At 65.9% G+C, this 23,010-nt stretch carries 18 protein-coding genes; 6 read left to right on the top strand and 12 right to left on the bottom strand.

Going from position 1 to position 23,010, the window contains the following annotated elements; all coding sequences use genetic code 11:
• Positions 1–32: 32 nt before the first annotated feature.
• From AWY79_RS00835 to AWY79_RS00805, 7 genes are all read right to left on the bottom strand, one after another.
• Positions 33–1,988, bottom strand: coding sequence for an OPT family oligopeptide transporter (locus AWY79_RS00835; RefSeq protein ID WP_066799166.1), 1,956 nt, complete (start codon positions 1,986–1,988; stop codon positions 33–35).
• A gap of 12 nt (positions 1,989–2,000) precedes the next feature.
• The gene (locus AWY79_RS00830) at positions 2,001–2,768 is read right to left on the bottom strand and encodes a substrate-binding periplasmic protein (protein WP_066799165.1); all 768 of its coding nucleotides are present in this window, start codon (positions 2,766–2,768) and stop codon (positions 2,001–2,003) included.
• 11 nt (positions 2,769–2,779) lie between these two features.
• Positions 2,780–4,783: a DUF6785 family protein gene (locus AWY79_RS00825; protein ID WP_066799163.1), complete on the bottom strand. Its 2,004-nt coding sequence runs from the start codon at positions 4,781–4,783 to the stop codon at positions 2,780–2,782.
• On the bottom strand, positions 4,780–9,789 hold the full coding sequence (locus AWY79_RS00820) for an FtsX-like permease family protein (RefSeq protein WP_233490968.1): 5,010 nt from the start codon (positions 9,787–9,789) through the stop codon (positions 4,780–4,782). Before AWY79_RS00820 ends, AWY79_RS00825 begins: the two co-directional genes overlap by 4 nt.
• A gap of 3 nt (positions 9,790–9,792) precedes the next feature.
• Positions 9,793–10,557 carry an ABC transporter ATP-binding protein gene (locus AWY79_RS00815; protein WP_066799161.1) on the bottom strand — a complete coding sequence of 255 codons (765 nt, stop codon included), beginning with the start codon at positions 10,555–10,557 and terminating at the stop codon, positions 9,793–9,795.
• A gap of 52 nt (positions 10,558–10,609) precedes the next feature.
• Positions 10,610–11,269, bottom strand: a complete 660-nt coding sequence (locus tag AWY79_RS00810; protein ID WP_066806889.1) for an ABC transporter permease — start codon at positions 11,267–11,269, stop codon at positions 10,610–10,612.
• Between the two features lie 124 nt (positions 11,270–11,393).
• On the bottom strand, positions 11,394–12,872 hold the full coding sequence (locus AWY79_RS00805; RefSeq protein ID WP_233490967.1) for a PP2C family protein-serine/threonine phosphatase: 1,479 nt from the start codon (positions 12,870–12,872) through the stop codon (positions 11,394–11,396).
• A 210-nt stretch (positions 12,873–13,082) separates the two neighbouring features.
• Between AWY79_RS00805 and AWY79_RS00800 the strand changes: the two genes are divergently transcribed.
• Genes AWY79_RS00800 through AWY79_RS00790 form a run of 3 tightly spaced genes read left to right on the top strand, consistent with a single transcriptional unit; the run spans position 13,083 to position 14,966 of the window.
• A complete protein-coding gene (locus tag AWY79_RS00800; protein WP_066799159.1) occupies positions 13,083–13,685 on the top strand; it encodes a hypothetical protein in 603 nt (200 codons plus the stop codon).
• Between the two features lie 2 nt (positions 13,686–13,687).
• A complete protein-coding gene (locus AWY79_RS00795) occupies positions 13,688–14,611 on the top strand; it encodes a hypothetical protein (protein WP_066799157.1) in 924 nt (307 codons plus the stop codon).
• Complete coding sequence (locus AWY79_RS00790; RefSeq protein ID WP_066799155.1) at positions 14,589–14,966, top strand: PqqD family protein; 378 nt, start codon at positions 14,589–14,591, stop codon at positions 14,964–14,966. The genes AWY79_RS00795 and AWY79_RS00790 overlap by 23 nt, the downstream gene beginning before the upstream one ends.
• Positions 14,967–15,145: 179 nt before the next feature.
• On the opposite strand, the gene AWY79_RS00785 is transcribed toward AWY79_RS00790, so the two are convergent.
• The 3 genes from AWY79_RS00785 to AWY79_RS00775 form a co-directional block, all read right to left on the bottom strand.
• Positions 15,146–15,427 carry a DUF4911 domain-containing protein gene (locus AWY79_RS00785; RefSeq protein ID WP_066799153.1) on the bottom strand — a complete coding sequence of 94 codons (282 nt, stop codon included), beginning with the start codon at positions 15,425–15,427 and terminating at the stop codon, positions 15,146–15,148.
• A 1,449-nt stretch (positions 15,428–16,876) separates the two neighbouring features.
• Positions 16,877–17,122: a hypothetical protein gene (locus tag AWY79_RS00780; RefSeq protein WP_133987442.1), complete on the bottom strand. Its 246-nt coding sequence runs from the start codon at positions 17,120–17,122 to the stop codon at positions 16,877–16,879.
• 71 nt (positions 17,123–17,193) lie between these two features.
• Positions 17,194–17,595 carry a 3D domain-containing protein gene (locus tag AWY79_RS00775; protein WP_066799148.1) on the bottom strand — a complete coding sequence of 134 codons (402 nt, stop codon included), beginning with the start codon at positions 17,593–17,595 and terminating at the stop codon, positions 17,194–17,196.
• A gap of 166 nt (positions 17,596–17,761) precedes the next feature.
• On the opposite strand from AWY79_RS00775, the gene AWY79_RS00770 reads away from it, so the two are divergent.
• Both AWY79_RS00770 and AWY79_RS00765 read left to right on the top strand, forming a co-directional pair.
• On the top strand, positions 17,762–18,454 hold the full coding sequence (locus AWY79_RS00770; RefSeq protein ID WP_066799147.1) for a hypothetical protein: 693 nt from the start codon (positions 17,762–17,764) through the stop codon (positions 18,452–18,454).
• Positions 18,455–18,571: 117 nt separating this feature from the next.
• Positions 18,572–19,324, top strand: a complete 753-nt coding sequence (locus AWY79_RS00765) for a substrate-binding periplasmic protein (RefSeq protein WP_133987444.1) — start codon at positions 18,572–18,574, stop codon at positions 19,322–19,324.
• Between the two features lie 78 nt (positions 19,325–19,402).
• Here the strand turns inward: AWY79_RS00765 and AWY79_RS00760 are convergent, their stop codons facing one another.
• A complete protein-coding gene (locus AWY79_RS00760) occupies positions 19,403–20,119 on the bottom strand; it encodes a glutamine amidotransferase (RefSeq protein ID WP_066799145.1) in 717 nt (238 codons plus the stop codon).
• A 161-nt stretch (positions 20,120–20,280) separates the two neighbouring features.
• Between AWY79_RS00760 and AWY79_RS00755 the strand changes: the two genes are divergently transcribed.
• Positions 20,281–21,612: a M48 family metalloprotease gene (locus AWY79_RS00755; RefSeq protein ID WP_066799144.1), complete on the top strand. Its 1,332-nt coding sequence runs from the start codon at positions 20,281–20,283 to the stop codon at positions 21,610–21,612.
• A gap of 157 nt (positions 21,613–21,769) precedes the next feature.
• Here AWY79_RS00755 and AWY79_RS00750 read toward each other — a convergent pair whose 3' ends face one another.
• A complete protein-coding gene (locus AWY79_RS00750; protein WP_066799142.1) occupies positions 21,770–22,852 on the bottom strand; it encodes a linear amide C-N hydrolase in 1,083 nt (360 codons plus the stop codon).
• Positions 22,853–23,010: the final 158 nt, after the last annotated feature.

Genomic DNA, 23,010 nt, shown 5'->3' with positions numbered 1-23,010 from the left:
CCCCTTCCCCCGGCCGCCGGAGGCATTCTTCTCTAATACGCCAGTCTGCCCAATGATTTCATGATCAGGGTGCAGCCCATGGCGAACATGCCGGTGAGGCCCATGCCGCAGGAGAAGCCGGCCAGGAGGACGGGTGCGTAGTGCCGCCATTGGGCGCCGTATTTTTTGAGGAAGTAGAAGCGGCCGAGGAGCGCGCCGACCACTTCGAGGAGCATGCCGTGGGGCGTGGACTGGCCCAGCCCGCGCACCACGCCGTAGACCAGGAGCACGGGCAGTCCGAGGACGTTGAGCACGGAGTAGAGGACGAGGCCGAGGCCGAGGCCGGACAGGACCACGGGGCCGGACAGGGCCTCGAAGAAGAGCGAGTTGCCTTCCAGGGTGGAGGTCTGGAGGAGCAGGGTGTTCAGGGCCTGGAGGTGCCACAGTTCCTGGGCGAAGGGGTATTCGGGCGACGGGATGGGCGCGAGCTGCCAGAGGAACTGGGAGAAGAGCAGGCTGGAGATCATGACGATGGGGAAGACCAGGATCTCGGCCTTGATGATCCCGCGCAGGCTGGTGCCGGTCAGTTCGATCTGGCGGAACTGGACGGTGGCCTCGCCGTAGTTGTGGATGGGGATGGGGGCGTACCAGATTTCGAGTCCCTGGTAGCCGAAGAACTTGGCCCCGGCGATGAAGGAGAATTCGCGGACCATGGGCAGGGCGATGAACTGTCCGGCCACGCCTTCCATGCGCGCGGTGATGTAGGAGATGACCGGGGTGTAGATGAACCCGTAGAGCACGAAAAAGATCCACGGGAAGCTCGGCACGAGCCAGACGCAGAAGGCGATGTAGCACAGGGTGGAGAAGACGTAGATACCGATGGACACCCAGAAGTTGATGTCGCCGCGCCCCTCGGGCGGGTTGAACAGGGCGGAGAAATCCAGGCCGCCGGAGGAGCTTTTGAAGGATTTGACCACGTAGTAGACGCCCACCGCGCCGATGGCCAGCCCGAGCCCGATGCCGAAGCTCATGTAGAAGTCGAAATTGTTGGCGAAGACCGTCTCCACGGTGGCCATGCCGGGGTGCCAGCGGTGGAGGATGCCGTGGGAGTAGAGGACCGGGTTGGCGACGATGGTCACGATGAGGCCGACCAGCCCGCCGATGACCGCCCAGAAGGGCAGGACCATGCCGATGAAGACCAGGCCGAGGTCGAATTGCAGGCCGGTGGCCACGGCGGGCAGCACGTCCTCGGTGTGCTGGGTCAGCTCGATCCACGGTATGGGGATGAGCCGGATGGGTTCGGTGAACAGCAGCCCGGACAGGGCGGGCAGGAGCACGTAGAAGAAGCCGAAGGCCAGTCCGATGACCCCGCCTATGGAGAAGACGCGCCATTTCCAGCCGGTCTTCTTGTCCTCGGTGGATTCGGCCAGCGCCATGGTGCCGAGCGCGCCCACCGGGGCCATGGGGAAGGGCAGTTTCTCCACGTCCGAGGTGATGCGGTACAGGGAGTAGCCCAGGCCGAAGTGGTCGATGCGCTGGACGAGCTGCGCCCCGATCAGGAGCATGATGGGCACCAGCCAGTCGCGGTGCATGAAGGTCCGCTCCAGGTAGGAGCCGGAGCCGAGCGCCGGGGCGACCCACTGGGGGATGAACTCGGTCAGGCCGAGCATGCGCGCGGCGTCGGACTGGACCAGGTACTGGTTCCACAGGAGGCCCTGGAACGGCGAGGCCAGGGCCGCGCCCGCCATGTAGTACAGAAGGAATATTTCCTGTTGTTTCAGGTGGGTGTAGGACCGTTTCGCGATCTCGGCGAAGAGGATGATGGTCACCCAGCGGGCGGCCGGGCCGATGCCCTGGCCGATGACCAGCTGGAGGTACATGGAGCCGGGCATCATCAGGAAGCCGATGAAGATGGCTCCCACGATGGTCTTCCAGTCGAACCCCTCCTCGAACTTGTCCGGCGGTTTGAGGAGGTCCCGGTATTCCTTGAGTTCCTTATCGTCGTACATGCTCGCTCCGGCCTAACGGTAGTGGTCGAGGATGCGCTCCAGGGCGCCGTTTTCCCGCATCTCGCGGATGCGGTCGTTGAATTGCTCGATGACGGGTTCCCAGTCGCGGTTGCGCGGGAAGATGAAGCGGAACCAGGCCAGGTCCACCGGGTTGGGGTCCATGCGGAACAGGTCCGGGTTCAGGTCCTTTCGGTTGTGGAACATCCATTCTATTTCCGTGCGGTTGATGAGGATGGCGTCGGCACGGTTCAGGATCAGGAGTTGCAGCAGGGCGTCCGGGGAGGGCGCGTCGATGCGTTCTATGCGTCCCGGCCCGAAATGGGATTCCAGGGCGGGATAGACGAATCCCTTTATGCCCGCCACCCGTTTGCCGTAGAGGTCCAGGGGGTGGTGGAAGGCCAGGGTGGAGTCGGCGAGGTAGAGGAACACGTCCTCGTTGACCATGAACGGTTCGGTCCACAGGAACCGATCCGGTTCGAGGACCCATTCACGCGCCGAGGCATAGACGTCCACGTCCCCTTTGCGGAGCATGTCCCAGCCCCGTTTGTCCGGCAGCCGCCGGACGGTGAAGGTCATGTCCAGCGATTCGGTGATGGCCCGCAGTATGTCCGGCAGGATGCCCTTTCCGGGCTGGCCCGGCTCGTCGATGTAGTAGGGCGGCACGTCCGCGTGGGCGATGAACAGGATCAGCCTTTGGCGGGCCTGGGCCGCAAGGGCCGATTCCGTCCCGGTCAGGGCGGCGAGCAGCAGGAGGGCTATGAGGGCGGGGAAGCGTTTCATGGCCGACTCCGTCACAGGGGAAAGACGCTGTACGCCTGGCTGGAGAACAGTCCGATGATCGCGTAGGCGCCGCCCATGAGGAAGTCGCCGAGGATCAGGCCGATGAACAGGTAGCGGACCTTGTTGTACAGGCTGGTGCCGCCGTAGTGCAGGACCAGGTGGTTGCACAGCCAGCCGAGGAAGAACGGGTACCACAGGATCTTCATGCCCGCGGAATAGGCCGCCAGGTAGCCGAGCGGGTGCAGGGGCCACCAGGGCAGCTTGTAATAGCAGTAGATGAGCGCGAACATGACCAGCGCGCCGAAGCCCGCGTAGATGAGCAGCCAGCGGTTCGGCCCGGCGGGCTGGTCCACCAGCCGCTGGGCGTTCTCCAGGTTGGCCAGCACGGTCTGGGTGGCCCAGTCCAGGCGCAGCTCGCGCAGCCCGTAGCGGTGGCCGAGATAGAGCATGGTGGCGAAGGCCACGGCCACGGCCAGGGCCAGGGACAGGCCGATGGCCAGCAGCACGAGATTGCGCCGCCGGGTGGCCTGGCCGATCTTGGCCCCGTGGAACAGGGTGGGGGCCACGGCCTCGCGCACGTCCAGGAACAGGACCTTCTGCATGACCGCGGTGGCGGCCAGCCCGGCGGACCCGAAGATGCCCGTGCCGAACAGGCCCATGAGCCCGTCCGACGGGGCGGCGGTCAGGGTGAAGTAGGGCAGCCCGCCCTGGCAGACCAGCCGGCTGGTGACCAGGACCACGAGCATGAAGGCCATGGGCAGGAGCACGGCCCCGGCCCAGGGCAGGCCGAACCATCGGCACCAGCCCATGAGGAACGCCATGCCCAGGACCAGGCCGATGAGCGGCCAGGCCGGGGGCGCCCAGGTTTCGGGCGGTTCGTTGAAGCCGGGCTTGTGGAGCGGCTTGCCGCCGCAGACCGGGCGGAGCATGCAGAACACGGTCTCGCGCAGGTGGTGGCGGGCCAGCCAGATGAGGAACAGGAAGAAGATGGCGTAGGAGCCGATGGTCTGGGCGTTCTCGGGCCGGGCCAGGTCCGGGCCCAGCGTGGTGCCCAGTGCGGCCTCGGGCAGTTGCCAGCCTATGACGTAGAGCGCGCCGAAGAGCAGCCCGGCCATGAGGTGGAAGAACCACATGGAGAAGGATATCTGGCGGGTGGTCAGGAAGGCGAAGCCCACGAAGGCCGGGATGAAGTAGAGTTTGAGCTTGTAGAAGCCCGAGAACAGGCCGAATTTTGGGAAATAGGACCCGGCCAGCACCAGGGTCGGCAGTTCGGGCACGGACGGATAGTAGAAATGCAGCCCGTTGAGCAGGTGGAGCGCGCCGGTAAAGACCAGGCCGATGAGCAGGAACCGGTTGGACCACCAGCTGCCGAACTGCTTCTGGTCCAGAGCCTCGCCCATGAGCATGGGCACGCGCAGGAGCGGGAAGTTGACCCGCTCGTTGACCACCCACTGGCGGCCGAACAGGGCCATCAGGCAGACCATGACGAAGTAGGCGCCGAGAATGAACAGGGCCCAGACCAGGAGCGGCGGCAGCCAGACCGACCACGGGATGGCGGCCAGAACCTGGGTCACGGACATGTCGCGCCCGCCCTCAAGTCCCTGGAAGAGCAGGGACACGGCCTCGGGGGAGTGCGGGAACCAGGCCTCGGGCAACAGCGGCCCCAGGACCTCGGTCCAGCGGTAGGCGTCCTTGGCGAAGCGCAGCGGCGCGGTGATGTTGACGAAGAAGGTCTCGGTCAGCCCCGCATAGCCGATGGCCGTGAACAGGACCATCATCAGCCAGACCACCAGCAGCTCCACGCCCGAGTAGAAGGGCGGCCTGCGGGTCAGGCGCGAGGCCGCGGCGTCGAGGACGAAGAGCCAGGCCAGGATGAAGAACGGGGCCAGGGGGAAGTGGCCGCCGCCCAGCGGCTCGCCGCCCAGGACCGCGTTGTTGAACGGGGTGAAGACGCACAGGAACAGGCCGAGGGCCAGCCCGGTCAGAAGCGCGCGCAGCCTCAGTCTGCCGTTCATGCCTCCACCTCCCTATCGGCGCTTTCGCGCACGGCGTCCAGGTCGCGGGCGTACTTGACGACGGCGTCGTCGTCCAGGGAGCGCCAGACCAGCAGTTGCTTGCGCAGGTCGTTGATGAAATTCCGGTTCAGGTTTTCCCAGGCGGTCAGTTCGCCCGCCTCATGGGCCAGGACCACCTTGATCTGGCGGAACCCCTGGTAGATGTCCGACGGGCAGAAGACCAGCTTGACCTTTTGGCGCACGCCGAAGTCGAAGGGGGCCAGCCAGACGCGCAGGTCCATGGAGAAGCACAGGTCGTCGGACAGGGGGATGTCCGGGGTCGCGCCGGAAAGCAGTCCGGTCCGGACCTCCTGCTGCTCCAGGTCGAGGAAGTTGCAGACCATGTCGTCGGTGCAGAACATGCCGTGGGACACGTCGTGGTGGGCCATGTAGTACTGGCGCAGGAACCCGCCCGCCGAGTTCATCTCGGTCATCTTGATCAGGAAGGGCAGGATTACGGTCATGCGGCCGCCCTCGGCCTTGGGCATGGTCCAGGACTTGTTCACGTCCGGGATGGCGATGGAGGCCGCCACCCGCGCCGGGTAGATGGCCGAGATCAGGACCACGCCGATGACCAGGATCATGGCGGCCACGCCCGCAGTGGACGAGTAGTTGGCGGTCATGCCCGCCCACAGCGAGGTCCCGGCCAGGAACGCGCTGGAGGTCTGGGCCAGGATGTAGCCGACCACCACGGAGATGACCGCAAAGGCCAGGGCCTCGGCGATGAACAGGAAGGCCACGTGCGGCGGGGCCAGCCCCACCGAGGTGTAGACCGCGATCTCCGGGCGGCGCTCGTAGACCGAGCCGATCATGGTGTTGAGCACGATCAGGATGGAGATGGCCAGCGGGATCAGGATGTTGGCCATGCCCGAATAGTTGACCGCGTCCGAGGCGTAGTACAGGAAGGTGCCGTCCGGCGACCCCTTGAACAGGAGCAGGCCGAACCGCTCGCCCAGGTCGTCGCCCACGCGGTGGCCCACGTCGGGGTGCACGGCGATGCCCTTGAGCCTGCCCGCGGACAGGGCCAGCAGCTCCTCGGCCGGGATGATCACGGTCTCGAAGCCGGGGATGTGCTGGTAGCGGGACTCGGTGGCCATGACGTCCTCGCCGTTCTCGATGGCCTCGGCCTCCACCTCGGAGAGCTGGGTGGCCGCCTGGTTCGGGAAGACGATGGGCGTGATCGGCTCGCCGTCGAGGTCCGGGTTGTCGCGCAGCCCGTTGTCGTCGAACACGCCGACCACGGTCAGGGGGATGCCCCACAGGACCACCTTGCTGCGGGCCGGGTCGTCCGGGTCCGCGCCGATCTGGTCTGCCATGCGCCTGGGCAGCAGGATCGCTTGGCGTTCGCCCTCGCGGAACCAGCGGCCCTTGACCAGGATGCGGTCCAGGCCGCTGACCTGCGGCTCCAGCCAGGACAGGCCGATGAGGCCGCGTCCCCGCGTCTCCTTGCCGTCGCGTTCCACCGGAATGAGCGGGGCGCGCGACTTGTCCGAGGTGAAGCCGGTGTCGTACCACGCGCGCGGGGCCACCACGCCGGTGCCGGAGAAGGAATTGCGGACCACGGACAGGGCCTCCACCGGCAGGTCCTGCCAGTTGAGGTACTTGACCATCAGCCCGTTATAGGAGGCGTGGCCGCTGAACTTGGACCACCCTGCCTGGCGCACGGACTTGACCGTGGTGAAGTTCATGATGGTGAAGGTCAGGATGACCAGGGTGGCGAGGGTCAGGAAGGTCCGCAGGGGGCGGCGCTTGAGGTTGCCCACGCCGAGGACGAAGGCCGCGCCGAAGGCGGCCATGGGCGAGATGCCGGTCAGCTTGACGTGGGAGCTGCGCTTTTGCAGCTCGACCATCTCGCGCTCGAAGCGGAAGAAGATGATCAGGGAGACGAGCAGCGACAGGGCCAGGATGAAGAAGGCCAGGATGACCACCAGGGGCGAGTAGGTCAGCTGGAAGGCCGGGTGGACCAGATAGACCACCCCGATGATCCCGACCAGGAAGCCGAGAAAGGCGACGATCCGCTTCTTGATGTCCACGAAGGAGAAGAACAGCCGCTCCATGCAGTAGGCGAAGGGCACGAACAGGGCCACGTAGAAGAGCACGCCGAAGAGCACGTCCTTCTGGGTCTTGTCCACGTCGTTGTAGACCCGGCTCGCCTTGGACAGCGAGGCGCGGGACGCCTCCACGAACTTGTCCCACTGCTTGGCTTCCTTGAACTTGTAGGCGTTGGCCAGGTCCTGGTCGCCGAGCTTGCGCAGCAGCCGGATGCGGTCGTTGACGATGCCCTTGTCCTCGAGATTGTCGATGCGCGGGCCGAGCAGCCGCCACATGTCGCGGGCCGAGCGGAACTCGGTCATGGGGATCACCGGCCACTGGCGGGCGATGTAGCCCAATCCCTGCGGGTGTTCCCTGTCCGCGTTGAGCAGCAGGACCTTCTTGTCCAGGACCGTGTCGGACAGGGTCAGCTTGACCGGGGTATCCGGCTCCAGGAACAGGGTCCCCAGGGTGGAGGAACGGGTGTCCAGCCGACTGTACCAGTAGCTCACGGGCGGGGCCTCGGTGCGCCCGTCGATGAGCTCCGGCCGGTAGAGATACTTGAAGGTGCGCGGCTCGAACATGTCGAACAGGGTGGTCTGGGTGCAGGAGAAGAGGATCAGGTCCGTGGCCTGCACCGCGCGGGAGAGCTTCAGCCGGTAGGCGTTCTTGCCGGTCTTGGGCTTGTCGATGGCCCAGTCGGCCAGCCCGGTGACGTCGTTGAACTTGAAGGCCTCGATGACCGCCTTGTGGTAACTGACCTTCTTGCTGGCCAGGCCGGGGATGCGGAAATTGCCCTGGGTGTCCACCATGCCGTAGTTGCGGGTCTGCCACTGGAAGGCCAGGACCACCATGCCGGTGCCGGGCCGGTCCGGGAAGATCTCGCCCTTGCGCAGCAGGTTTGCCCTTCCCTCCACGGTGACGAAGTTGTTCTTTTCCCGTTCGCCCGCGTCCGCGATCTCCTCGCTGCAAAGGGCCGAGACCAGGGTCGTGACCAGCCGGGACTGGCGGTTGAGAAAGTCGAAGTCCACCCGGCCGGGCCGGTCGTAGGGGGTGCCCCAGGCCGGGCGCACGTCGTGCACAGTGGCCAGGGTGAAGCCGGGCAGTCCGGCCAGGGCCATGGGTTCGCCGCCCAGTTCCGGGCTGTCCGGGAGGTAGCTCTGCCAGGCGCGCTTGCCGGGCCGCAGGGTGTCGCGGAACAGGTGCGCCGTGCGCGGATGGTATTCCCTCAGCCGGTCCACGGCGTCCTTCATGACCGTGTCCAGCGGGCGGAAGAAGGCGGTCCGGTTGACGTCGGGCTTGATGTCGATGAGCCAGCCCTGGTCGAAGCCGCCCAATCCGTTGCCGTGGGAGGAAAGATACAGCGAGACGTGGGCCGCGATGGAAGTCTCGCCCAGGGCGTCGCGCACCTTGCGGGCCGAAGCGATGTCTTCGAGCTGGCCCGAGGCGTCGGCCAGGATGGCGGACCGGTCGCGGTCGGCGTCGGCGATGAATTTCCCAAGGGCGGCGCGCTCCGCGTCGGGCAGGGCGAAGTCGTCCACCGTGGAGTTGACCCAGTTGAGCCGTTTCAGCCCGATGCGCTCGTCGGCCAGGTTGCGGATGCGCTCCTGGACGGACCCCGCGCCGTCCGGGGCGGTCAGCAGCCTGAGCCGCATGAGCTCGCCGGTGATGTCGTCCTCGCGGTTGCGGACCACGGCCTTGAGCGCGGTCTTGAGCAGCTTGGAGTCCTCGGGCTCGGTCAGGGTCGCGGGGGAGAGCGGCTCGGCCTCGCGCAGCAGGGCCAGTGTCCGCTCGGTGTCGGCCACCAGCGTCTCCAACTCGCCCTTGCGCGCCTTGAGCTCCTTGCCCTTGGTCACCAGCGCCCAGGTGAACTCGCGCATGCCCGCCTGAGCCAGGGACTTGCCCGCCGTGGCCAGGAAGAGCACCGACCGCTTGGGCGGGTGCGCGGCAAAGTGCGCGGCCAGGTCCATGAACGCGCCCATGGACGACGCCTCGTCCGCGCCGGGCGCGTGGCCTTCCACCAGGGCGGTGGAGTCGTAGAAGCTCTCGACGATGACCGTCTGCTTCGAAAGTTCGGGGTCGCTGCCCGCGATGCGGCAGTAGACGTTCTCCAGCCGCTGGTTGCGCCATTTGCCCTTGGAGGTCAGCCCGGCCCGGCCCAGGGCGTGGGGACCGCGCCGCACGAGGTCGTCGCCGAACAGGGCCTGGGCGCGCTCGCGGGAAATCCAGAAGATCGGGAAATCCACCGGGGTCAGCTCGAACTTGTTCTCGAACCTGGCCCTGGGGGCCGGACCGCCGTCGCCGCCCGCGCCCACGAAGATCAGGCCGCGCGCGCCGAGCATGGCCGCGTTGTTCCAGTTTTTGCCGGAATCCATGTCCATGAGGACCACGGACCCCTCGACGTCCAGGGAGTTGAAGTCGGCCACCCGGCCCTGGCCCACGTAGATCAGGTTGCCCTCGATGCCCGGGGGCGCCACGGCGCCGGGGGACAGGGCGTTGGCCCGCAACTGGCGCAGCGGCTCGGTCCGGCCGGTCTCGCGGACGAACAGCTCCGCGCCTTCCTGGATCTGCACCGGGACATGGAAGGACTGCCGCCCGAAGGTGGCGTCCGGGAAAAGGATGCGCAGTTCGTTCTCGACCAGGTCCGCCGCCCGGTCCAGGCCGGGAGAGCCGGGGGAGCGGTCCTCGATCCCGCTCAGGGCGAGCATGAACTGCCGCCCCTTGTCCATGCGCCCGGCCATGGGACCTCCCATGGGACCGGCCATGGAGCCCTGCATGGGTCCTTTCATGCCGTGCCCCATGGAGTCGCCCATGGAACCCGCCATGGGCGCGGCCGGGACGGGGCCGACCGCCGCCAGGACGCAAACGGCCGCGAGCAGGATCGCGGTCAGGACCGGCGTCAGGGCCGGGAACGGGAATGCGCCGCGCCGGGCCATGGGCTAGGCCTCGGCCCCTTTGCGGCCGGTGAGCTTCTCGCCGATGCCGCCGATGGTGATGTCCAGCTCCTCGCGCCGCTCGATGCGGTCCACCTGGCCGTCGCGGACCCAGACCACGCGGTCGGACACGTTGAGCATCTTGTAGTCGTGGGTGGCCGAGATGACCGTGACCCCGCGCTCCTGGGAGAGCATCTGCAACAGATCGATGATCTCCTCGCCCGTGGAAAGGTCCAGGTTGCCGGTGGGTTCGTCCGCCAGGACGATGGACGGGTCGTTGGCCAGGGACCGGGCCACGGCCACGCGCTGCTGCTGGCCGCCGGACAGCTCCAGCGGCTTGTGCTGGAACCGTTCGCCCAGACCGACCAGCTTGAGCAGCTCGATGCCCTTGTCCTGGGCGTCGTCCGCGTTCATGCCCGCAAAGGTCATGGGCAGGGTGACGTTCTCCAGGGCGGTCATCACCGGGATCAGGTTGAAGGTCTGGAAGATGTAGCCGATCTTGCGGTTTCTGAGCCAGGCCAGCTCGAAGGCGTCGAGCTGGGAGATGTCCACCTCGTCGATGAACACCTTGCCCTCGGTGGGCTTGTCCAGGCCGCCGATCATGTTGAACAGGGTGGACTTGCCCGAGCCGGACGGTCCCATGATGGAAATGTATTCCCCGGCGAAGATCTCCAGGTCCACGCCCTTGAGCGCCTGGAGATCGACCTTGCCCATGGTGAAGGTCTTTTTCACGCCGATGACGCGGACTATGGTTCTCGTCTTTTCGCTCATGCTTCGATTCCTCGGGTGTCGCTTCGGGGTCGTTCGGGTGCGCCGGGGGGCGTCAGTGTTCCGCCCGGATGGCCTTGATCGGGTCCATGCGCGCCGCCAGCCAGGCCGGGTACATGACCCCCAGCAGGCTCAGAGCGCAACCGGCCAGGGTGGCCATGCCGATGGAGCCGAGCACTCCGGCCCAGGGCACGGTGCCGAGGACCGCGAAGCCGAACCGGAACCCCCCGGTGATCAGGGAGAAGAGGCAGCCGAGCAGCGATCCGGTGAACGCCCCGGCCAGCCCCTGCATGGCCGCCTCCAGCAGGAAGAGGCGCAGGATCATGGAGTCCAGCGCGCCCAGGCACTTCATGACCCCGATCTCGGAAAACCGTTCGGTCACGGACATCAGCTGGGCGTTGACGATGCCCACGGTGCAGACCAGCAGGGAGAGGAGCACGATCCACCGCTCCTTGGCCGACATGGCCACGGCCCCCTGGGCCAGGTCCACGTCGTACCCGGCCTGGGACAGCGCCCGGGCCGCCTCCTTGCCGCCGTGGGCCAGCATGCCTCCGGCGACGTCCATGTTGACCAGCACGAAACTCAGGAACGACACGGCCAGCACCAGGCTGGAGACCGTGATCATGGACCTGAAAAAGCGGACCTTCAGGCTCTTGAAGCTGATCTCGACGGATTTCGAGAAGGGAAGCGAGATGAGTCGTTCCGGTTTGCCCATGGACATCCTTTCCGTTCAAACTGACTGATATTCTATGCTATATGGATACTATCAAGCCATAACATAAACAAGCTGAAATAGGAATCGTTGCGCGATTTCCGCACATTCACACCGGGGCCGGGCGTCACCGGGCAACGCCCTTGACGATCACCAGGGTCAGGTCGTCCTCCCGGCGGCCCGGTCCGGTGAATTCAAGGACCCTGTCGCAGACGGCGCGCACGATCTCCTCGGCGGTACGGTCGCGGTCCTCGCGCAGTATCGCCCGGATGCGGTCCCGGCCGAACATCTCGCCCCGCCCGTTGCGGGCCTCCCACACGCCGTCGGTGCAGATGCACAGGATCTGGCCCGGCCGGGGCATGTCCATGACCCGCTCGTGGTACATCCAGTCCGGCTCCACCCCCAGGGGGATGTCCCGGCCCTTGAGCTCGCTGAACTCGTCCGTGGCCGGGTCGTAGAACTGGGGCGGCTGATGGCCCGCGTTGACCCAGGTGATGCGCTCGTTGACCGGGTCGATGACCGCGAAGAACAGGGTCATGAACCGGCCGGTATCGCCGATGTCGCGGCTCAGGTGCATGTTCGCCCGGCGGATGTTCTCGGTGGCCGAGCCGGGGGTGGTCGCGTTCTGACGGATCACGGCCCGCCCGGCGGCCATGAGCAGGGCCGCGCCGATGCCGTGGCCGGACACGTCGCCCACGGCCACGGCCATCTGGCCGCAGTTGTCGGCCTCGCAGGCCACGAAATCGTAGAAGTCGCCCCCGGTCTCGTCCGAAAACAGGCTTACGCCCGCGATGTCCAGCCGGGGCATTCGGGGCGCGCGGTGCGGCAGGAAATGCTGCTGCACCTCGCGGGCGATGCGCAGCCCGTCGCGCATCCGTTCGCCCTCGCGCAGGCTGATGATCATGGCGTTGGTGTGCCCGGCGATGAGGCCGAGCTCGTCGGAAGTGGTCACCGGGACGCGGCTGGACAGGTCCCCGTTGGTCACGTTCTCGAGGATCTTGGTCTGGAGGTTGAAGAGGATGCGCAGGTTGCGGGTGTAGGAGACCACCAGGTTGGTGACCATGACCGTGAGGAACCCCATGACGAAGAGGATTTCCGCCAGCACCGAGCGGCCGAGCTCGTCCAGGGTCAGCAGGTTCAGCTCCTGGGTGGCCAGCCAGTTGAGGTCGCGGACCATGACCAGCAGGATGATGGCCGTGCTCAGGGCCAGGATGAGCAGGGCCACCAGGGAGAACTTGCGGGTCATGGTCACGATCCGGCGGGGGGGCTCGTACCAGGCGTCCCCGGCCAGGGCCCGGCGGATGATCGCCCGCTCGCGGGCCAGGGCCATGTCCAGCCCGGCGAACAGCCCCACGGTGAAGATGCCGAGCACCAGCTTCATCCCGCTCTGGATAAGGGGGTAGTGGTAGGCTGCGAACATGACCACGGCGGAGCCGAGTCCCCCGGCGAGAAACAGGGTCAGGTCCATCTGGAACTGGCGCAGGGGCTGGCGCAGGGGAGGGGCGGATTCGACCAGCTTTCGCTGGGCGTAGGGCCTCGCCGCCCAGGCCAGGGCCAGGGGAATGAGGATGATCAGTCCGAGCTCCCAGACCGGGAGCTTGACCATCAGGGGTCAGACCTGCCCGCCGTACACCGTCCCGCCGAGAACGGCGATGACATAATACAGGAGCGGCCTCCACAGGGGTATGGCCGGTTCAGCGCGCATCCATCCTTCCCGTTTCGTTGCGTATTCCTTTGCCAAGCGAGGCAATGTTGTTTAACCATAGATGGTGTCCACTTCGCGGACAAGCCAAAAAATCAGAAGAGGCGTAGACGTATGAAACGAGCATGCATGACCATCGCCGTCCTGGCGCTGCTTTGCGCCACACCGGCCCTGGCCGCCAAGGGATTCCCCACCACCCTGGCCGGGTTCACTCTGGGGGAGCAGGTGGAAGGCTACAAGGGATACTGCCAGATGGACCGCGCCATCCCGGTGTCCGACGCCCCGTTCCTGTCCGAGGCCCTGATCCGTCCCGACGCCCTGCCCGGCGTGCGCGGCGGCAGCCTGAGCTACGGCAACTGCAAGGACAAGGGGCGGCTGGTCCGCATCAAGCTCAAGTTCCACGACCGGGGGCAGGGATTCTTCAACAAGCTCTACGACCGCTACGAGGAAGACTTCGGCAAGCCCGACCGGTACATCGGCGACGCCTTCAAGAACGTCATCGCCTGGGAGTGGGAATTCACGAACGACAAGGGCGAGACCGTCAGCCTGGTGCTCATGTGGAGCCGGGACAACGAGATCCGGCCCGGCGTGTCCATCAAGATGACCCAGGAGACGCTCATGGAGCGCGAGGCCGAGTGCTACCGGGCCGAGAATGCGATCGAGGAATCCACGACCCGGACCCGGGTCCACTCCCTGGATACCTACGTCCCGCGCTAGCCATGCCGGAGATCGCCTGGAACGGGATCGGCCTGGTTGCGCCGTCCGGCTGGGAGCCGTCCGCCATCGAGCGCGACGGGCTGACCCTGGCCGCCGACGACAGGCCGGTCTGCGAGCTCAAGTGGAGCGTGGTCCGGGGATCGTTCTCCTTTGACAAGCACATCCGCAAGCTGACACGCGCCGGACGGGACGCGGCCGTGCGCGTCGTGGACGGGGCCGAGACCCCGCCCGCCTGGAGCGGCTCGGTCGCACGGCTGGAGCAATCCGGCCTGCGCGTGCGGAGTTTTCAGTGGCAGTCCGGCGGCAGCCGGGCGCTGGGCGCGGCCCTGCACCATCCCGCCACCGGGCTGGCCTGCCTGGTCCAGTTTTTCGTGCGGTCCGACGCGGATGAGGACCGGGCCGCCGAGGTCCTGGACACCCTGCGCGACCACACGGGCGGCAAGACCCGCCCTTGGGCCATGTTCGGCCTCAAGGCCCGCGTCCCCGCCGATTTCGCGCTCGACACCTTTTCCTTCAAACCGGGCCACTATCGCGTGGCCTGGTGGCGTCCGGCTTCCGGGAAGACCGGGGGGCGCGTTCCGCCGGGCAAGGGACCCGGCACCCGGCTCGACTTCGAGCGGTTCGCCCCGGCCTCGGTGCTGCTCAAGACCGCGCCCCTGGAGCACTGGGTGCGCACCGGCCTGACCGACCCGCCGCCCGAAGCCCTGACGGTGCGGGCGGGACCGGACCGCGCGGACTGGCGCGGCGCGGCAAAAACGTCGTGGCTGCGGCGGCTGTTGCGCCGCGAAATCTTCGCCTGCGGCCGGGCCTGGGGCGCGGGCAACGCCATCCTGGCGGTCACGGCATCCGGCACGGCGGTGCTCCCGGAGGCCGCCTTCAACGACATCTGCGGGAGTTTCGCCCTTGTTCCGGAAGAAGCGGCCTGAGCCGGTCATCTCGCGGTCCGAGGCCCTGGACATGGTCCCGGTGCGCAACGACGCGGTGGAGGAGACCCCGTTGGACAACGGGCTGGTGCGGCTCGCCTATCCCCTGGCCATCAAGCCGTGGTTCGGCAGGCTGGCCGAGAAGGTCGGCATGTGGGACAAGCGGCCCATGACCAAGCGGGTGGAGCTGGACGAGATGGGCACCTTCGTCTGGACCCGCATCGACGGCCAACGGTCCGTGCGGCGCATCGCCGCCGAGTTCACCGCAGCCTACGGCGTCCAGCCGCGCGAGGCGGAGCTGGCCGTGACCACCTTCATCAAGAACATCGGCCAGCGCGGCATTATCGGCCTTCGCTGATCAAGGCTTGGGACAGCGGGCCATCCGCATATTCTCCGCACAGGGCTTTCATCCTTACATAGACGGCTAGGCTGCGGTGAAAGCCCTGCGCGAAAAATGCACGGCTGACCCACTCTGCCAAGCCTTGAGGGCGGGCGGAGCAGGGGAGTTGTCGGCGGGTTATCGATAAAGAAGCTGAATCAGGCGCGGAGCGGGGCGGGGAGGATTTCCAGCTCCATCTCGGTGGCGGCCTGCTTGAGGAAGGCTCCCATTTCCCGTTTGAGATGCGGACTGTAGCGCAGCAGAAGGATACCCTGGCGGTTGTTCACCACGGTGAACACGCCGAGATTGTCGTGGCCTTCGAGCAAGAACCGGAACAGCCCGATGTCCGACGGCTGGATGCGGACGTAGGTCCGCGCCGACCAGTCCGGTGCCGGGGGGCACATTCGCTTGCGCGGTCTTCTGCGGGATGGTGAAGCCATGCAGGGTGTCTAGCCTCCGCCGGGGCAAAAGGCAAATGGCGTTTGCCTTTTGCCCCGGCGGGGCCGGGAAGAGGGAGGAACGCGGGAGAGTCGTCCGCGCGTCCGCGTCTGATGTTCCCCTGTCGCGATGAGTCGTTTTGCGCTTTTACAGCGCCTTACTTTTTGGCTTGCGCCCCAAAAAGTAAGCAAAAAGTGCGCTTGCGGTGCGGCTGCGCGAAAACAGTGGCCAAGAGCCTGTAAGCGCCTTTCGCTGCCCTGACGGCATGTCTGCCGAGGCAGACTCAGTCGGGCTTCGCTTCGGCGCTTGAAACAGGCTCTAGGCCCCGGTTTCCGAATGACCGCTCTCCGGGCCGGGATTGTCCGAGCGTGGGAGGGCGTGTGGAAGAGGTGGTTTGCGGGGAGGCCGAGGATTTGGCGGGAGAGTGTACGGATTTTTTTTATGGATGAGAGGAAAAGGGAGGAGTGCGGGAGGTTCGTCCGCGCGTCCGCGTCTGGGGTTTTGCCTGTTGCGGGAGACCGTTTTGCGCTCTTACAGCGCCTTACTTTTTGGCTTGCGCCCCAAAAAGTAAGCAAAAAGTGCGCTGCGGTGCGGCTGCGCGAAAACAGTGGCCAAGAGCCTGTAAGCGCCTCTCGCTGCCCTGACGGCATTGTCTGCCGAGGCAGACTCAGTCGGGCTGCGCTTCGGCGCTTGAGACAGGCTCTAGGCCCCGGTTTCCGAATGACCGCTCTCCGGGCCGGGACCGTCCTAGCGTGAGGGGAATGGCAAAAGAGGTCAAATGCGGAAGGGCAAACCAACAGCAGGCCATCCCCTCTCGCGCCTTTGAGGCGCAGCCTCAAACAGCCGTCACCCCCAAAACTCCGTCCATCGCACCCTGGAGCACCTTGGGGCGCAGCCCCAACAGCGGCTTTCATACCCCGCCAAGTCTTACGAAGGCCCTCCCCCGGAACACCTTTGAGGCGCAGCCTCAAACAGTGGCTCTCCTACCCCGAAGTCCCGTCCGAAGGCCCCTCTTCCTTCGCCCTTCGTACCGTCAAGCAGCACGCAGCGAGCCCTGTTCTGGACGCCTAGAAGCCGACCGCGAAGGGGCGGCGGCTCCGCTCCCGTGGCACCTCGGTATTTCATAAAAGGGGCGTTCCCGTGGAGGCTCGCACGTTACTTTTGATCAGATGGAGCCGCCCCGAGCGGATCGGATTCTCAGCGGCCAAACTGTGGGCGGGGATGACTCCCCCCGGCGTTTCTTTGGTTCTTTCTTTTCGCCCGGAAAAGAAAGAACCCCGCCGGGAGGGCTCCAAAAAAACATGGAGGAGCGCCAGCGACGGCTCTCCTCTTTCTCTCCCTCTTCTCTTCTTTCTTCTTCCCTCCATTCTTCTTTCCCAAAAAAGAAAAAGAAAAGGGCGCGAGGGCCATCCGACAACACCCCCCGCACCCACAAACAAATCAACCGGGCCTCAATCGATGATCGGTCCAGAGTACAAATCCCGCCCCGTGCGTTGCGCCTCGGCATACACCGCAGCCCCGACAAGGAACCGCGCCGCATCATCCGCTGCGCTCTGCGACAGGGGCAACTCGATCCGACTCTCCATGTACCCCACCTCGATCGAGGACGCCTTTTGCGTGATCGTGACCTCACCCAGGTCAAGCACCGCCATTCCGGCCAGGTGCGCCTCAGCCTTTCTGATCACTTCTGCTCGCATGGCAGCCCCCATTGTTTATCGTCCCCGTTATACCATATTCCGTTTTAGGGCAATGCGGGGCGGAAAAAGGGCTAGCGCCAATAGATGCGGGCCTCGCGCTCGCCGAAATCGCGGGCCGCCTTCACGTCCAGGCCGAAATAGACGTCGATCCGCCGCTTGAACCGCCGGTTCATCTTGTCCAGCACCCGATAGGGACCATCCAACCCGTCGATCCCGTCGATCCAGACCTCGGTCTGGTCCGTGAGGCCGAGGGGCAGGAGGTCGCGCGACACCGCGATGGCCTTCATGCCGGGCTTGAGGCGGTTGTTCCAGGCCGCGCGATGCGGGTTGCCGTCGGTCTGGGCGCGGGTGGAGTTGTAGGCCGTGACCGTGACCTCCAGGGAGTTCCAGAACACTCGGTTGGGCCGGGCCAGGCCGAAGCCGAGCGCGATGAGCAGGCAGGCGGCGAGCAGGGGGATGAGGATGCGCTTCATCCGCTGGTCTTACGTGGGCGGGGCGGAATGGGCAAGCCGCAGCGCCTGGCGTTATAACATGCGAGCAGTCTTTGCCACTATCCCCGGCATGGGCTAGGAGTTGATAATGACCGGTCGTTTCTTCCTTTCAGATCGTCCATTCCGCCCCAAGAGGCGTTCGGGGCTGTTGCTCCTCTGCGCGGTGCTTGGGCTGGCGCTCGTTCTTCCGCTGCGGGGACTTTCCCTGGCGCGGGAACCGTACCGCATCGGCTATTTGCCGAACGCGCAGATATCCCTGGAGTCCAAGAACCGGCTGGAGGCGGTCTACGCCCGCGCCGGGCTGCCGGTGGAGTTCGTCCCCCTGCCCCAGAAGCGCTCTCTCTACCTTGCTGCGGCGGGGGACCTGGACGGTGATGCCGGGCGTATCTACGGCCTGGAATCGAACTATCCTTCCATGATCCGGGTGGAGGGCAAGCTCCTGAATTTCAACGGTGCGGCCTATGTGATCAAGGGGCAGCACATCGGTGAATACAGGGATTCGCTGCTCGATGTCATGAAGGTGGGCTCCCTTTGCGGGGTCGTCTGGGTCGAAAAGGTCATGAAAGGTCGCTGCCTGGAACAGGTCAACACCTACGAAGGGCTGTTCGCCATGCTCCTGGAAGGGCGCATAGATCTCGTTCTGTCCAGCCAACGCAGCGCAGAGACCGTTTTCCGCAAGGCCCCCCATTTCTATGAGAGCATCGAGCGGTTGGAGCCGCTCGTGTTCCAGACCACATTCTATCACTACCTCAACGAAAAGAACGCGGACATTGTCCCGAAGCTTGAAAAGGCCTTGAAGGAATTGCGCGACGAGAATTACTGGGACGACGAAGCGCAGTAGATCCGGGTCCGGCCGGCGGTCCGGGCGACCGGTCGCGAGTCCGCCCTTTGGCGAGTGCCGTTGGCATTCATTGAATCCGGTCTTTGCTACTTCCCCGGATTCGGGCTATAGGGGAGTATGACGGATCTTGCAGCCATCGCCGCCAACCCTGACGGGCGGATGCGGCGCATGGGCCCCATGCTCCTGTTCGCTGTCTTGGGACTGGTGCTCCTTTTCCTGCTGGGAAGCTTTCCCCAGGCGCGGGCCCCGTATCGCATCGGCTACTTCTCCGACTCGCTGATTGCCGTGGAAGCCAAGAAACGGCTGGAGGTGGTCTATGCGCGCGCCGGGCTGCCCGTGGAGTTTGTACCCATGCCCCCGAAGCGCTCCCTCAACCTGACCGTGGACGGCCTCCTTGACGGGGTTACCGCGCGCGTTCCGGGCCTGGATCAGGAGTATCCCTCGTTGCTCCAGGTGTGCGTCACCATTCTGGATTTCGAAGGAGCGGCCTATGTGATCAAGGGGCAGAATATCGGTGAATACCGGGAGTCCCTGCTCGACGTCATGAAGGTGGGTGCCCTGAGTGGAGGCATCTGGGCCCGGGAAATCATGCACGGGCGCGAGATGGAGCTTCCCAAATCGTACGAATCCCTGTTCGCCATGCTCCAGGGAGGGCGCATCGACATCGCCCTGGCCAACCCCCTGGGAGCGGACGCCCTTCTCCGGAACAACCCCGGACAATACGCCAACATCGAGCGGCTCGACCCGCTCGCATTCCGAGCCCCGTTCTACCACTACCTCAACGAGAAGAACGCCGACATCGTTCCGCTGCTGGAGAAGGCCCTGCAGGAACTGCGCGACGAAGGGTACTGGGACGACCAGGAAGGCTGAGCGCACGGTCGGGCCGACTGCGGCCCTGTTGCGCGTTGCGCTTCCCGGCGAAGTGGCGTTCCCCGGTGCGGAGTTCGGTCAGCGGGCCGTGCAGTAGGCCGCGAACCGCCGCAGCAGCGAGGCGGAGTCCGGGGTGTCGCGCACCGTTTCCAGGATGGCCTCCGCGTCGCGCCCCTTGGCCGTGAGATCATCCCTGCGGCGGGCGATGTATTCCCTGATGGCCGGACTGTCGAACTCGGGGTGGAACTGCACGCCCCACGCGTTTTCCCCCACACGAAAGGCCTGGTGCGGGTCGTGGCTGCCCGTGGCCAGAAGCACGGCGCCGGGCGGCAGCCGCAGCGCGGTCTGGGAGTGGGTCACGTGGCCGGGGAAGACTGCGGGCAGATCGCGGAAGAGCGGGTCGGTTGCCGAGGCCTCGGCGCGGGTGATGTCCGCTGTGCCGATCTCCAGCCCGGCGGGATGGTAGCCTGCCTCTCCGCCCAGGGCGTGGGCCATGAGCTGGTGGCCGAAGCAGATGCCGAACAGGGGCAGCCCCGCCTCCACGGCGCGGCGCACCCAGGCCGAAGCGGCCTCGATCCATGGGAATCCGTCCGTGACCATGTCGTGAGAGCCGGTGACGGCGCAGCCCGCGAACCGGGCCGGGTCCGGCAGCGGGTCGCCCGCCTGGACGTTGACGCTCACCCATTCGTCCCGACCGATCCCCATGCCGTCGGCTGCCCAGTGCTCGAAATCGCCGCGCCGGGCAGCGTAGTCCGGGAAGGTCCCGCCAACTTTCAGAATCAGAAATTTGTGCATGTTTTCCCTGCAAAAATGTAGTTAAGTTGCCGCGTTAAGGGAATGATGTCCCAAGGCGGCAACGGTGTCAACAACCCTTCGTCACCCCCTTTCCCGGCGCGGATGGGGTTGAACCGGGGGCGGTGTTTGCGGTACAAGAGGGCCAAGCATTGGAGCGGACGATGAAACCGACATATTTGCGCGGCGGGATGTCGCGCCGGGAATTTCTCAAAGCCGGGGCCATGAGCGCCGCCGCACTGGGGCTGGCGGGATGCGCCAAGAATCCGGTCACCGGCCAGAGCCAGTTCATGCTGGTCAGCGAGGAAGAGGAGATCAAGATGGATCGCCAGGCCTCGCCCCAGCAGTTGTCCAACGACTACGGGACCACGCAGGACACCTTCCTGAACGACTACGTGTCCGGGGTGGGGCTTTCCCTGTCCGACAAGTCGCACCGGCCCCAGATGCCGTACAACTACCACGTGGTCAACGCCAACTACGTCAATGCCTACGCCTTCCCCGGCGGGACCGTGGCCTGCACGCGCGGCATCCTGCTGGAGGTGGACAACGAGGCCGAGATGGCCGCCCTGCTGGGCCACGAGATCGGCCACGTCAACGCCCGGCACACGGCCTCGCGCATGAGCTCGCAGATGGTCGTGGGCGGGCTGGCCTCCCTGGGCGGGGCGGCGATAGGCGCCAAGTACGGCGGCGGCTGGGGCGCGCTGGCGGGCGGCGTCGGCGGGCTGGGCGCGGGGCTGCTCCTGGCCTCCTACTCCCGCGACGACGAGCGCCAGGCCGACGAGCTGGGCATGGAGTACATGACCCGCGACGGCTACAACCCCGAGGGCATGGTCGGGCTGATGGAGATGCTCAACGACCAGCACACCCGGGAGCCGAGCGCCCTGGAGGTCATGTTCTCCACCCACCCCATGAGCGCCGAGCGGCTGGCCACCGCGCGCGAGACCGCCAACCGGAAATACCTGAGCGCCAAGGAGTACAAGGTGTACCGCGAGCGGTACATGGACAACACCGCGGACCTGCGCAAGCTCGGCCCGGCCATCCACGAGATGCAGGACGCGGAGAAGCTCGGCGGCGAAAAGAAGTATGCGGACGCCGAAGGCAAGATGAAGGACGCCCTGCACCAGGCCCCGGAGGACTACACCGGGCTGCTGCTCATGTCCAAGCTGTTGATCGCCCAGGAGAAGTACAACGAGGCCCTGCCCTATGCCATGCAGGCCAAGGAGGTCTACCCGGATGAGGCCCAGGCCAGCCAGGTGGCGGGCGTGCTCCTGGTCCAGGCCAAGCAGTACGAAAAGGCCTATGCCAGCTTCGAATCCTATGACAAGGCCCTGCCCGGCAATCCCTACACCGGTTTCTACATGGGGTTCTCCCAGGAGAAAATGGGCAACCGCCGCCAGGCCGCCGAGGAGTATTACAAGTTCCTCCAGCAGGTGAACCAGGGCGATCAGGCCAAGCACGCCTATTCGCGGCTGAAGCAATGGGGATACGTGAAATAGCGCGGGGGCGGCCCGGGAGATCGGGCCGACCGCAGGGGTTCTCGGGCCGGCAATGGAATAACCGCCGGGAACGGGGAACAGAAAAGGGAAGGTCCGCCGGGCGGATCTTCCCTTTTTCCTGGTGCTGTGGAGTGTGGGACGGATTCGGCTCGGGGGCTTACTTGGCCACGGCCTTCAGGAAGGCGAACGGCCGGGTCGCTTCGCCCAGCTTGGCGGCGTTCCCGGCGTAGGGCTTGCCGTCGACCATCAGCACGGACCCCTCGGTGAGGCCGATCCTGCGCACCGGGGCCGAGGCCGAAAAGTCGATCTCGGCCAGGGGGATCCAGATCAGGTAAGGGCTGCGCGGAGATTCGACGTAGTAAACCCTGTTTTTCTGGTCCGAGACCGCGCGCCATTGGGTGGAGCTGATGTTGGGCTGTCCCGGCGTGGTGATGCCGAGGGGGACGGAAACGTTGCGGATCACGCCGAAGGCACTGGCCAGGGCCTCGTTGATGTCGCTCGTCTGGGGAATCGCCTTGATGTAGAAGGAGGCGCGGACGAAGCGGTCGCTGGCCCGGTTGGTGCCTGGGAGCATGGTGGTGCCGCCGATGGCGTCCCAGTAGGCCGTCAGGGCGAGTTGCTGATCGAAGGCCGGGGAATTCGTCATGACCTGATAGCGGCGGTCGTGGTGGATGACCAGGCGTCCGTCGAGGTACTCGAAGATCGCGGAATCGCCGCTCGGGTCGCTGATGGCAAGATGCGCCGTGCCGGGTTGGCCGTCGGGCGTGCTGGGAGCGACGATGGAGAAAGGCGACTGCCGCAGGGCCTCCACCGCCTCGTCCACGGTGGCGAAGCTGTCCAGCACGTACTGGCCCCAGGCCGACAGGGACAGCGTCTTCCCGCCGGGAACGGGCTTCCCGTAGTCGGATTCGGCCAGATAGAGAACGTTGGCCACCAGGCCCGCCTCGTTCATGCCGTCAATGGTGGTCACGTCCCATCCGGCCACCGTCACGCTGCCGTATTTCGAAGTCCATTGCAGGGAATCGGGACCGGCGCTGCCGTTCCGCTCAATGCCCTTGGGGTAGATCCAGATGTTCGAGTGCTGGGAGCCCTTCCAGTCGTTCGAGCGGGTGGTGATGACGATTTGGTCCGGGCCGAGATAGGTAGCCCGGCTGCAGGCCGAGGCCGCGCAGGGGTATGCCAGGACGGCGACGCTGAGTATCAGTCCGGCCAGCAGGCCGAGTGCGATCGGGGTGTTCATGGTGCCAACTCCTTTCGGGTGTCGTGTGGAACGATGCTTCCTGTCGTTGATGCCCGGCGTTATGCGGGAGGAGGCCCCTCGGCGGGAGCGCGCGGGCGTTTCGATCGTCGGCGGGCGGCCTCGCCCCGCGCGCGTGACGCGCATGGGGCGGCAACTAT

The sequence above is a fragment of the Pseudodesulfovibrio indicus genome (assembly GCF_001563225.1).
In the GTDB taxonomy this organism is placed as follows: Bacteria; Desulfobacterota; Desulfovibrionia; order Desulfovibrionales; family Desulfovibrionaceae; genus Pseudodesulfovibrio; species Pseudodesulfovibrio indicus.
This window is presented reverse-complemented; position numbering and strand designations above follow the sequence as displayed.